The organism is Microvirga brassicacearum (genome assembly GCF_008757455.1).
GTDB lineage: Bacteria > Pseudomonadota > Alphaproteobacteria > Rhizobiales > Beijerinckiaceae > Microvirga > Microvirga brassicacearum.
Genome location: NZ_VCMV01000025.1, coordinates 16,097 through 28,082 on the forward strand (window position 1 = coordinate 16,097; position 11,986 = coordinate 28,082).

The window sequence follows — 11,986 nt, forward strand, 5'->3', positions numbered from 1 at the left end:
TGGAGGGGTCACCCGAGAGGCGAACTGCCGGGGATCGCATCCCGGCAGCGCCTGACGGCAGACGTTACATGGCGTTGATCTTGTCCAGCATGCCGGTCGGCCAGCTTTTCGCGAGATCCGACGCCAGGTACTTCTTCTGCGCAAAGTCGCGGAAGGCTTTGAGGTCCGGAGTATAGACCTGAAGCCCCTTCTCCTTGAAGAAGCTTACAAGCTCACCCTCCTTTTTCAGGTGCTCCTGGGTGCTCCATTCGATGGCTTTGTCGGCAGCAGCCTGGAACGCGGCCTGTTTCTCCGGCGACATCGCATCCCAGACTTTGTTGGACACCGCCAGGAGATCGAAGCCGACAAGATGGGACGTCAGGGCGATCTGCGACATCACCTCATAGAACTTCATGTTCTGCACGTTGGGCAGCGGATTGTCCTGCCCGTCGATGGCGCCAGTCTGCAGTCCCGTATAGACCTCGGCATAAGCCATCGGCGTCGGATTGGCCCCGATCGCCTGGCCCAGAAACTGCCAGGCATCGCCGCCAGGCATCCGCAGCTTGATGCCGGCCATATCTGCGGGCGTGTTGATCTTTTTTGCGGGCTTGAGGCCGACTTGCCGCGCGCCGAAATAGGTCGGACCCAGGATGTGAATCCCCAGTTGGTCCGAAGCCATCTTCTTCAACTGCTGGCCGACATCCCCAGCAAACACCTTCTTCAGATGATCGGCGTCGCGGAACAGATAGGCTGAGGTGACAATGGACCAAGCCGGGATCTGAGTGGAAATGTCCTGCGGTGCAATATTCCCCATTTCGAGATTGCCGCGCTGCATCGCCACGAGTTCGGTGCCCTGCTTGAACAGGGTGCCGCCGTAATAGGGCTGAAGGGTGAAGCCTTGCGCCTTAATGTCCTCGGCGAACCGCTTCATCATCTCGGCCCGGATATCCTGCTCCGAGAACACGGCCGAGAAGCGCAGTGTCGGGGGCGTTTGCGCAGCCGCGGGTTCAGCCGATCCCCATGCCAGAAGAGCCGCGCCCGCAGCCATCAGAAGTCGACGATTGATAAATGTCATGTGTTCCTCTCCCAGTGATCCCATTGCGCAGTAGCCTGCATCTTCGCAGGCACTATCGCCCCGGACGATTGCATGATCAATAGGCATTTCGGAAATCATATGATATTTTGCAGTAAATCAGGCGATCCGGCGTCGTGGGTGGTGTCGGATCAGGAGCCGCGGGAGGGATCGAGCAGTGATCACGAGTAGGACGCGGGTCGCATGAGTATCGAGCTGTTGGCGACGTCCATTGCGGATCGAGCCTATGACCGGATTCGCGCCGACATCGTTTTTGGCCGTCTCAAGCCCGGCACGAGGCTCGGATTGGATCGGCTTGCAAAAGAGTATGGGGCCAGCGTCAGCACCTTGAGAGAAATCCTGAGCCGCCTCTCGTCGGAGGGATTGGTTCTCGCCGAAGGCCAGCGCGGTTTTCGCGTTACCCCGGTTTCCCCCGCCGGCTTTCAGGATGTGGCAGCAATGCGGCTGCTTCTCGAGACATATGCGCTGCCTTTGTCCTTTGCCGCTGGCGATCTGGAGTGGGAGAGCCGCGTCGTGGCCGCGCATTACAAGCTAGCGGTCATGGAGCGGCGGATGTTGGGGGGTGACCACGAAGGAACGGAACTCTGGAAGCGATACGACCGCGAGTTTCACCAGTCGTTGATCGAGGCCTGCGGATCGCAGACCCTTCTTGACCTCTATGGCGGAGTCTTTGACCAGTACCTTCGATACCAGATGGTGGCAGTCGTGTTCCGCGGACAGATCGCCGCCGAGGAACACAAAGCCCTGTTGGATTGCGCTCTCGAACGCAATTCGGAGCGAGCCTGCGCGGTGCTCACGCGACATGTGGATGGATGCGTGAGTTATTCGTTGGACAACGGGGCGCTGCAATGAAGGACGATGTGCACCCAAACTTGCAGCTTCCGACGGTTGGCGAGAGTGCCTACCAGAGAATCCGGGCCGATATCGTGTTCGGGCGCCTTTCGCCCGGGAAGAAACTGAAGCTCGAACAATTGAAAGCTGATTACGGCGCAAGCGTCAGCACGCTTCGTGAAATTCTCAACCGTCTCCATTCCGAACGGCTTGTGGTTGCCGAAGGTCAGAAAGGATTTGGTGTTTCGCCGGTCTCGATCACCAACCTGAGGGAGATTGCGGCTCTTCGACAACTGCTCGAATGCCGCGCGCTCGAGCAGTCGTTCCGGTCCGGCGACATGGAATGGGAGGGACGGGTTGTCGCCGCCCATCACAGGCTCGCCCGGATGGAAGAGCGTATGGCGCAAGGAGACCGGACGCAGACCGAGGAATGGAAGCGATATGATTGGCAGTTTCATCAGGCGCTGATATCGGCCTGCGGATCGAAGATGCTGATCGACAACCATGCGGCGGTTTTCGACAAATACCTTCGCTATCAGATGATCGCTTTGAGCTACCGCGGCGAGATCGCGGCGCGCGAGCACGCCTTGCTGTTGGAATGCGCCATGGAGAGAGACGCTGCGCGCGCCTGCGAGGTGCTGACGCGCCACGTCGCGGGGGGCGTCGAACATGCACTCGCCACCGGAACCATCAGCTAGCAGAGAGACGGGATCCACGAGCATGCGCACGGCCCTTGCGACGGTTTGCCTGAGCGGCACCCTGACGGAGAAGATCGAAGCCATAGCGGCGGCGCAGTTCAAAGGAGTCGAGATCTTCGAAAACGACCTTCTGTCGTTCAACGGAACGCCGGCCCAGGCGCGGCGCATGATCGAGGATCTTGGACTCGAGACAATCACCTTCCAGCCGTTCCGCGATTTCGAGGGCATGCCGGAGCCGCAACGCTCAAAGGTGTTCGCCCGGGCCGAACGCAAGTTCGACGTCATGGAAGAGCTCGGCTGCGATTTGCTGATGGTGTGCAGCAACGTCTCTCCGGATGCCCTCGGCGGGATTGAGCGGGCGGCGGCCGATTTTCATGAACTCGGCGAACGCGCCGCAAAACGGGGATTGCGCGTGGCCTTTGAGGCTCTCTCGTGGGGGCGACACATCCATGATTATCGCGACTCCTGGGAGGTCGTGCGGCGGGCGGATCACCCCGCCGTCGGACTGGTGCTCGATTCTTTCCATGTGCTCGCCCGCGGGACGGATCTTTCGGCGATCCGCTCAATTCCGCCTGAACGTATCTTCCTCGTACAGATGGCCGACGCGCCGAAGCTCGACATGGACTATCTCTCCTGGAGCCGGCACTATCGCTGCTTTCCGGGACAGGGCGACCTGCCCATCGATGACTTCATGCTCGCGCTTCATGCGACCGGCTTCGATGGACTTCTGTCGCTGGAAATCTTCAACGATCGCTTCCGGGCGGGTTCGGCGCGCAGCGTCGCCGTCGATGGGCAACGTTCCCTGATCGTGATGCTCGACGAGCTCCGCCGACGGACGGGGGCGGCTGTTCTTGATCTCCCGAATCTTCCATCCAAGGCTCAATGCTCGGGCATTGAGTTCGTAGAATTCGCCGTGGACGAACGCAGTGCCGTCGGCCTCGAACAGACCCTGACTGGGCTCGGCTTCCGGAAGGCGGGGGTCCATCACTCGAAGGCCGTCACCCGGTGGCGGCAAGGCAACCTCAACATCGTCGTGAATGCCGACAAGGAGGGCTTCGCCCATTCCTTCAATATTACGCACGGCACTTCAGTGTGCGCCTTGGCCCTCCGTGTCAGCGACGCTCGCGGAACGGTCGAGCGCGCGGTAAGACTGCTGGACCAGCCCTTCCAGCAGCCGGTCGGGCCGGGCGAGATGGATGTTCCGGCAGTCCGCGGCCTCGGCGGGAGTCTGCTGTATTTCGTGGATCATGAGACAGGGCTCGACCGTCTCTGGGACGTCGATTTCAAACGCATTGACGATGACTTTACAGGGGCGGGGCTGACGGCGGTCGACCATGTCTCGCAATCGATGCACTACGAGGAGATGCTGACTTGGCTTCTGTTCTACATGTCGCTCCTCGATGTGCAGAAGATGCCGGTCCAGACGGTGATCGATCCGGGTGGCGTGGTTCAGAGCCAAGCCGTCGAGACACGCGACGGCGCGCTCCGGCTCGTTCTCAACGCCTCGCAGAGCCGGCACACGTTGTCGTCACGCTTCCTGACCGAGCTTTTCGGGTCCGGGGTGCAGCATGTCGCGTTCGCAACCGGCGACATCTTCGCGACAGTCGAGCAGTTGAAGGCAAACGGAGTCGACCTGCTGCCAATTCCGGAGAACTACTACGACGACCTTGAGGCGAGGACGGACCTCACCGCAGAGAATGTCGAGCGACTACGGGGGGGCAACATTATGTACGACCGTGAGGGCAGCGATGAGTACCTTCAGGCCTACACCAAGGCGATGGAGGGCGGGTTTTTCTTCGAGATCGTGGAGCGGCGCAATTATCGGGGCTACGGCGCCACAAACGCGCCAATCCGGCTCGCGTCCCAGTCACGCCTCGCGTCCGACCCCACGCCTCCGACGTTCTGACGAGCCATTGCGGCTGCCACCATGGAGAGCCGAGCCCGGCGGAAGTGGCGGCATCAGAACGCATTCCACGTCTGTTCCCACGCCTTCTCCCACGATGGCGCCTCCGCATGTGTTCTATCACCGAACGGACAGAGTTGCGTCCCGCGCCGCGCTTTCCCGGCGGCGCAAGGAGGATCGGATGGGTGCATTGCGAAAAGCTTTGAACGCAGCTGCCGAAGAAACGCTCGACCCGGACGACTGGACTGACGTCCAGGCGCTCTCGCACCAGATCGTCGACGATGCCATCGGCTATCTCCGCGACGTCCGCGATCGCAGGGTCTGGCAGGACATGCCGGCGGACGTGAGGGCTTTCTTTGCGGCCCCTCTGCCGCGGCTGCCCGCGCCGCTGGCCGAGATCTATCGCGAGGTTGCGGAGAACGTGATGGCCTATCCGATGGGCAACGTCCACCCGCGCTTCTGGTCCTGGTACATGGGATCGAGCAATTTCACCGGCGCACTGGGAGATTTCCTCGCCGCAATCCAGGGCTCCAACCTTGGCGGCGGCAACCACGCCGCCGCCCTCCTGGACCAGCAGGTGGTAAACTGGTGCAAGGAGATGATGGGCTTTCCTGCATCCGCTAGCGGCACGCTGGTCAGCGGCGGCTCAATGGCCAATATCATCGGCCTGACCGTCGCGCGGAACGTCAAGGCGGGTATCGACGTGCGCGAGCATGGTGTCGCCGCCATAGAGAAGCCCTTGTGTTTTTATGGCTCGGATCAGATTCACTCTTGCCACCGCAAGGCAATGGAGGCACTCGGGCTGGGAAACCGAGCCCTGCGACGCATCGCGACGGATGCCGAACTGCGGATCGATCTCGGCGCCCTGAGGGCGGCGATCGCGCAAGATCGCGCGGCGGGGTTTCATCCCGCCTGCGTGATAGGAACGGCTGGGACGGTCAACACCGGCGCAATCGACGATTTGCAAGCTCTTGCGCGTTTGGCGGACGAAGAGGACCTCTGGTTCCATGTGGATGGGTGCATCGGCGCTTTCATCTCCATCGCCCCCGCGAATGCCTATCGTGTCGCGGGACTTGAGCGTGCCGATTCCGTGGCGCTCGATCCGCATAAATGGCTGCACGCACCGTTCGAGGCCGGATGCGTCCTGATCCGGGATGCATCCGCGCATCGCGGTGCATTCGCGGTCACGCCCGAATATTTGGAGAATACGCTTCGCGGTGTCGCATCCGCGCCTTGGCTATACGATTATGGCCTGCAGACCACACGAGGCTTCCGGGCGCTGAAGGTCTGGATGGCGCTCAAGGAGCATGGCATCGAGAAGTTCGGCCGCTTAATCGACCAGAACATCGCGCAGGGTCACTATCTCAGCACGATGATCGAGGCCGAACCCCTTTTGGAACTGGTCGCGCCGACAAACATCAACATCGTCTGCTATCGCTATCGCGCAGACGGTATGAATGGGGACGAGCTTAAGGCCCTCAACACGGAGATCATGCTGAGGCTGCAGGAAGACGGCATCGCAGCCGTTTCGGACACGACGGTTCAAGGCAAACATTGCCTCCGAGTCGCGGTAAACAACCACCGGACCCGACGGGATGATCTGGAGCTATTGATCCGCGAAACCATCCGCCTCGGGAAGGAGATTGTGAACGCAAGCCCGGCTAAAACGGGGTGCTAACGGCAGACGCTACGAGCGCTGGGGGGCGCTCGTAGCGTCCTTATGCTCGATTGCCATATTCCAGCTTCGGATACCAATCCGTCCCCCGTCCTTCGGGCGTTGTATCGAGGATCGTCCAGAGTGGCATCAGATCGGGTGCGCCGCGCGGGTCCTGGCCCGGATCGGCGGTCTCAAATCCCATCTCGCCGCTCCAGAAGTGCCGGATCGTGCCGTCGCGACGCGTGAAGACGTTAAAAGCCGGAACGTCCGCGTCGTCCGCGTTCACATAGTCGCGGGTGTAGTCGCCGCTGACATCCGAGTAGAGCTTGAGACCGCGCCAGCCGCGTTCCTTCTTGAAGGCGACGAGACGTTCGATCGGCGAGCGGGCGATGACCGCCAACGCGACGCGCTGCTCGACGTCGGCGGCTTCACCGTCCCACGCGGAAAGGAGCGAGGTGCACATGGGGCAGGGCCGCTCGCGCTGCGGGCCGAACATGTAGCTGTAGGTCACGAGCGTCTGCTTGTCACCGAAGAGACCCGCGAAGGTCGTCGGCCCGTTCTCGCCCTCGAGGTGATAGTCTTTCGTCACCTCGCCGCCGGGCGGTAGCGAGCGGCGCTGCTCCGCCACCCGCTCGATATGACGCCTCAGCTCGATCTCCTCGGCGAGGAGGGCGTCGCGGGCGCGGCGATACGCGTCGCTCTCGTTCGGAAAGCGGACACCGTTCCGCTTTGCCAGTTCGACGGCGGACTTCAGCATGGGTGCATCAATCATGTCGGACTCCTTTAGCTCCAATTCGTGGGCTTGGGTGAGCCGTGGTCAGGCGGGGGTGGAACCGAACGCCCAAGTGACGCCGTACGGGTCCTTGACCATACCGTAGCGGTCTCCCCAGAATTGCAGCTCCATCGGCATCAGCACGGTGCAGCCGGCGGCGACTGCCCGGTCGAACCAGCGGTCCGCGTCGTCGACGTAGAGATGAAGGTTGAAGGCCTGAGGCGCGACCGCCGGGTAGCCGTGCTCGGGCATCGGGTCCATCAGCATGATCGAGCCACCGTTGACGTCGATGCGAGCGTTGCAGATGCGGCCATCGTCCATGCCGGTCCGCTCGCCGATCTCCTCAGCGCCGAGCGCGCGCTTGTAGAAATCCATCGCGGCGGCCGCGCCGTCGAGCATCAAATAGGGAACAACGCCGCCCTTCAGGGCCGGCGCGGTTTCGGGTCGCTTGATCGTGGCGGTGTCTGACATTTCTTGAATCTCCCGGTCTGGACATTGCGAGTTGACAGGAAGCGTTGATATCAACATAATTGTGGCATGTCAAAGGCGCCGCAAATTGCTTTCGAAACCACACTCTTTGTCCGCGACCACTGCCTGTGCCTTCACGCGCAGCGGGCGGCGCGCGCACTGGCGCGGCGGTTCGACGACGCCTTGCGCCCGCTGGGCCTGACCAACGGCCAGTTCTCCCTGATGATGTCGCTTAACCGGCCGGAGCCGCCCAGCATGGGATCGGTGGCATCGCTGCTCGCCATGGATCGAACCACGCTGACGGCAGCGCTGAAACCGCTGGAGCGGCGTGGGCTGGTCGCGACGGTGGCGAATCCCGCTGACAAGCGCAGCCGCCTCTTAGCGCTCACGAATGAAGGGCGGTCTTTGTTGGCGAATGCCCTTCCGGTCTGGAAGCGGACACATTCCGATGTGGATCGCCTGCTTGCGGAACACGATGCCGGCGGCCTTCGCTCCGCCTTGCGCGCCCTGGACTAGGGGTGGTCGCAGAGCGCTTCGAAGGAACATCTATCGCGCCGTCGCCGGCAGGTAACCCATTGTTCAACTTGCGCGTTGTTTCCACAAAGGGGACGAGCGCCATGGATACTCGATTTATTTTAGCTTTAGCGTTTCTGGGTGCATCGCACACGCCCGCTCCCGCTCTCGACCCTCCGGTCGTATGGCGCGACCCGGATACAGGTTGTGCTTATTTTCTTACCCCTCAGGGCGGCGTGACAGCGCGCTATCTTCGTAACGGACTACCAGATTGTCCTGATGCGAACGCCAGCTCACGCTTGGTCGACGACACTGCGCGCGGGATCTCACGAGGGTTGGAGACCTTGCAGCGCGAACTCGAACGGCTTCGCGAACGCTTTCGCGATCAACCGCCTCCGGAACGCCTTGAGAGGAAAACCTGAATCCGCGCGATCCGGGAACGCCTCCCGCGGCCCTTGGTGTCCGATCCCTGGGCGCGAGACGGCCGTGATCTACCGCAAATCCACGCGAATACCAGCCCCGATGAAATTCGACCCGGACTCCCTTGGGGCTATGACGCCGAAGATTCCTGAGCGGTGGTGAATGCGCGGAACGAAATAGACCCCGGGCAACGAGGCGTGGGAGAACTCCGCCTCAAGGGCGAGGTAATTGAGAAAGCGACTGGGCTCGACACGGAAGCTGCCCTCCAGCCTTGGCCTTTCGGAGGCGTAGGAAAGCCCTTCACCGACGGCAATGTTCACGCTCAGGCCGCCGAAGAGCGGGATCTGTCCGGTTCGGAACATGAGTGCGAGCGTCCCTTCCCAATGGGTCTGATCGCCGAAATGGCGCAGCACCTGTCCCTCGATCTCGATCCGGTTGCCCCGGAATGCGAAGTCGGTGCCTGGCAAAGGAATGGCGAATGAGGGCACGATTACCCTCGCGACGCCCGCTCCGACGAAGTTCGAATCCTCGAATGTCAGGTCGCCCGCGAACGAACGCTCCGGGACGTCGAGGAGGTCTGTATTGGCCCAGCGACTGATATAGCCGGTCGCATGCCATGTCCGCTCCGGCGCTTGCGCCGCTGCAGGTCCGCCGACAAGTGCAAACGCGACAAGGCAGAGCCGAACGAGCCTTCGAAACTGACGCATGGGGCGGCACCGGTTGATGAGGCGCGCCAAAGCTACAGCGGTCTCTCCCGAATGGGGAGTTGAAGATTGTCGCACGAAGCGAGAAGGGCATGGGCGTCGATCTGCCGGATGCCTGGCGACCAATTGTTATTGACAGCCTCGCTGGAGCGGCAGAGCCTCTTCGCCGCCTGTATGACGGAGCGTCGCTCGAACCTGCGCCGCCGGGCTCAGTGGCTGATCAGATTTGCGGATCGCGCTATGATGGTGGAGACGCACTATGCCAAGAGTGGCGATCTCCGGATCGCCTATCAGGTGATTGGAAAAGGACCGCGCGATCTGGTCTTCGTTCCAGGCTTTATCTCCAACCTCGATCATTACTGGGACGAGCCCTCCCTCGTTCGTTTCCTGTCTCGCCTAAGCTCCTTCAGCCGTCTCATCCTCTTCGACAAGCGTGGGACGGGCCTCTCGGACCGGCTCGGCACCTTGCCGACCCTCGAGGAACGAATGGACGATGTCCGCGCCGTCATGGACGCGGTGGACAGCAGGCGGGCCGCCCTGTTTGGCATCTCGGAAGGAGGCGCGATGAGCATGCTGTTCGCCGCAACCTACCCTGAACGGACGCAGGCGCTGATCCTCTACGGGGCTTACGCCGATTTCCATACCTGGGTGCTGCCGCCTGACCGGTTTGAACAATTCCTGGCAAAGATCGATGCCTCCTGGGGCAATGGTGCGAGCATCAGCGCCTTTGCTCCGAGCAAGGTCGCGGACGAGCGCTTCAAGCAATGGTGGGCGCGGTTTGAACGACTTGGCGCCAGCCCCTCCGCGGTGGTCATGCTCATGCGAATGAATAGCCAGATCGATGTCCGCCACATCCTTCCGGCGATCCGCGTCCCGACACTTGTCCTGCATCGCCAAGGCGACACGCGGGTCAGTGTTGAAGGGGGGCGCTATCTCGCGGCGAACATCCCGGGTGCCAAATACATCGAGTTGCCGGGGGCTGATCACGTCCTGTGGGCCGGCAACGTGGATCGACCGGCCGACGAGATTGAAGAGTTTCTGACCGGGACACGCGGCGAAGCCGAGCCGGACCGGGTGCTCGCGACCGTGCTGTTCACGGATCTGGTGGACTCCACCCGCCGCGCGGCCGAAATGGGAGATCGGCCCTGGAGGGCACTCCTCGATGAGCACGATATCATCGTGCGGCGTGAGATCGATCGTTTCCGGGGGCGGGAGATCAAAACCCTTGGTGATGGCTTCCTCGCAATTTTCGATGGTCCAGCGCGAGCGGTGCGATGTGCAAGCGAGATCACCACGGCGGTGCACGAGCTCGGTCTCGTGCTCCGCAGCGGCGTCCACACGGGCGAAATTGAAATCAAAGGCGAGGATATCGGAGGCATTGCGGTGCACATTGCAGCGCGCATCGCGGGCTTGGCCGGCAGTGGACAGGTGCTGGTTTCTCGGACGGTGCGCGATCTGGTGGCGGGCTCAAATCTTCGATTTGGGGAGCAAGGCACTCATACGCTTAAGGGTCTCAGTGAGGGTATGTCCCTGTATGAGCTTGCGAAATGATGAAGTTATCGCCCTGGCGTTCAGCATTCCTCTTGCTACCTTCATCGCTCCTCCTTTGATCCGTCCGGTTTGCTGGACTTCTGACGGATCACAGACAGCAGCGGTCAGTGCGTCGTCCGATCGCATCGTCTCGGCCACCTCCAAGGAGGCAGCTTGGGAACGGCGGAGTTCGTTTCTGCCAGCAAGCCCTTGAGATTCTTGGACGTGGGTTTTTCGGGTTTGTTCCCTGCCACCGGGCAGCGAAAGGCTCGCTTAGCGGAACCCTGTCAAGGATCAGGACGCGGCGTGTGGGAGGAGGAACGATTTCGCCGAACCGACGTTCAAAGTCATCATGCCGCCCGCAATAGAGAATGAAGACCTTCCAGCGGACCGTTTTCTCGGTTGTCGGTTGCCGATGACTGCAGCAATGCAAGAGGGCACCAAGGCAGCGGCGGAGTACCTCGAAAATGCGACCACCTATTCCGGGTTAGTTTTGGGTGAGCCTTTTCCCTTCTTCCGAAAGGCTGTCCCATGATGCTCGCAGCCAACGGCACGCCCTCAATCGCGCAACGTATCGAGGCTCTGGCTCCTTGGTTTCACAATATCGAACTGGACGGCATCGAGACTGCGCCCGAGCATTTTTTAGGGAATTATCCAACTTTCAAGTGGCTTGGGTTCCGTCACCTTGTCCCGAGCGATCTGCATGGACAGACGGTTCTCGATATCGGGTGCAACGCGGGCTTCTACTCACTTGAAATGAAACGCCGTGGCGCCGATCTCGTCGTCGGGATCGATTCGGATCCACGCTATTTGGCTCAAGCCCGCCTGGCAGCTGAAATCAACGGACTAGACATCGAGTTGCATCAGCTCTCGGTCTACGACATTGGCGAGCTTCGGCAACGCTTTGATCTCGTCCTCTTTATGGGCGTTCTGTATCATCTACGCCATCCTCTGCTCGCTCTCGACTTGCTCCACGAGCACGTCGTTGGGAACCAGCTTCTGTTTCAATCGATGCTGCGTGGGAGCAAGCATGTCCCAACAATCGAGCATGATTATGCGTTCGACGAGCATGCCATCTTCGAGGAGGAAGGATATCCGCGAGCGGTGTTTGTGGAGCACAGCTATGCGACTGATCCGACTAATTGGTGGATTCCCAATCGATCCGGAATGGAAGCGATGCTCCGTAGCGCGGGGTTCCTGATCGAGGCGCAGACCGACGATGAAGTCTATCTATGTCGCCGGGGCGAACGCCCGCCAGCGGTTGAGCCGCCGCCGGAAATCAGGTCCCGGTCCCATGGATGAGCCGCGGTCGCACTTCGCTTGTCACCACCAAGGTCTTTTGGGGCATGCGCCGAGACCTTGTCTTGTGCAAACCGTGGGCAACCTATCTGCGTGTCCGGCGAGAGGAGACGGTCAAG

11 protein-coding genes are annotated in these 11,986 nt (G+C 61.2%); 7 read left to right on the forward strand and 4 right to left on the reverse strand.

Going from position 1 to position 11,986, the window contains the following annotated elements:
- Positions 1-64: 64 nt before the first annotated feature.
- Complete coding sequence (gene dctP, locus FEZ63_RS15880; RefSeq protein WP_150946221.1) at positions 65-1,054, reverse strand: TRAP transporter substrate-binding protein DctP; 990 nt, start codon at positions 1,052-1,054, stop codon at positions 65-67.
- Positions 1,055-1,255: 201 nt separating this feature from the next.
- Between dctP and FEZ63_RS15885 the strand changes: the two genes are divergently transcribed.
- From FEZ63_RS15885 to FEZ63_RS15900, 4 genes are all read left to right on the forward strand, one after another.
- Positions 1,256-1,924, forward strand: coding sequence for a GntR family transcriptional regulator (locus FEZ63_RS15885; protein ID WP_150946223.1), 669 nt, complete (start codon positions 1,256-1,258; stop codon positions 1,922-1,924).
- The gene (locus FEZ63_RS15890; RefSeq protein WP_150946225.1) at positions 1,921-2,601 is read left to right on the forward strand and encodes a GntR family transcriptional regulator; all 681 of its coding nucleotides are present in this window, start codon (positions 1,921-1,923) and stop codon (positions 2,599-2,601) included. Before FEZ63_RS15885 ends, FEZ63_RS15890 begins: the two co-directional genes overlap by 4 nt.
- A 22-nt stretch (positions 2,602-2,623) precedes the next feature.
- The gene (locus tag FEZ63_RS15895) at positions 2,624-4,507 is read left to right on the forward strand and encodes a bifunctional sugar phosphate isomerase/epimerase/4-hydroxyphenylpyruvate dioxygenase family protein (protein ID WP_150946227.1); all 1,884 of its coding nucleotides are present in this window, start codon (positions 2,624-2,626) and stop codon (positions 4,505-4,507) included.
- Positions 4,508-4,685: 178 nt separating this feature from the next.
- Entirely contained in the window at positions 4,686-6,182 is a 1,497-nt protein-coding gene (locus FEZ63_RS15900; protein WP_150946229.1) for a pyridoxal phosphate-dependent decarboxylase family protein, read from the forward strand.
- Between the two features lie 40 nt (positions 6,183-6,222).
- Here the strand turns inward: FEZ63_RS15900 and FEZ63_RS15905 are convergent, their stop codons facing one another.
- Positions 6,223-6,933, reverse strand: a complete 711-nt coding sequence (locus tag FEZ63_RS15905) for a DUF899 family protein (RefSeq protein ID WP_150946231.1) — start codon at positions 6,931-6,933, stop codon at positions 6,223-6,225.
- Between the two features lie 45 nt (positions 6,934-6,978).
- Positions 6,979-7,404 carry a VOC family protein gene (locus tag FEZ63_RS15910; RefSeq protein ID WP_150946233.1) on the reverse strand — a complete coding sequence of 142 codons (426 nt, stop codon included), beginning with the start codon at positions 7,402-7,404 and terminating at the stop codon, positions 6,979-6,981.
- Between the two features lie 66 nt (positions 7,405-7,470).
- Between FEZ63_RS15910 and FEZ63_RS15915 the strand changes: the two genes are divergently transcribed.
- Positions 7,471-7,917, forward strand: a complete 447-nt coding sequence (locus FEZ63_RS15915) for a MarR family winged helix-turn-helix transcriptional regulator (RefSeq protein WP_150946235.1) — start codon at positions 7,471-7,473, stop codon at positions 7,915-7,917.
- Positions 7,918-8,405: 488 nt separating this feature from the next.
- Here FEZ63_RS15915 and FEZ63_RS15920 read toward each other — a convergent pair whose 3' ends face one another.
- Positions 8,406-9,041 carry a hypothetical protein gene (locus tag FEZ63_RS15920; RefSeq protein WP_150946237.1) on the reverse strand — a complete coding sequence of 212 codons (636 nt, stop codon included), beginning with the start codon at positions 9,039-9,041 and terminating at the stop codon, positions 8,406-8,408.
- A 108-nt stretch (positions 9,042-9,149) separates the two neighbouring features.
- Here FEZ63_RS15920 and FEZ63_RS15925 point away from each other — a divergent pair, with 108 nt between their 5' ends.
- Both FEZ63_RS15925 and FEZ63_RS15930 read left to right on the forward strand, forming a co-directional pair.
- Positions 9,150-10,589, forward strand: coding sequence for an adenylate/guanylate cyclase domain-containing protein (locus FEZ63_RS15925; protein WP_244622823.1), 1,440 nt, complete (start codon positions 9,150-9,152; stop codon positions 10,587-10,589).
- Between the two features lie 510 nt (positions 10,590-11,099).
- Positions 11,100-11,870 carry a TIGR04290 family methyltransferase gene (locus FEZ63_RS15930; protein WP_150946238.1) on the forward strand — a complete coding sequence of 257 codons (771 nt, stop codon included), beginning with the start codon at positions 11,100-11,102 and terminating at the stop codon, positions 11,868-11,870.
- Positions 11,871-11,986: the final 116 nt, after the last annotated feature.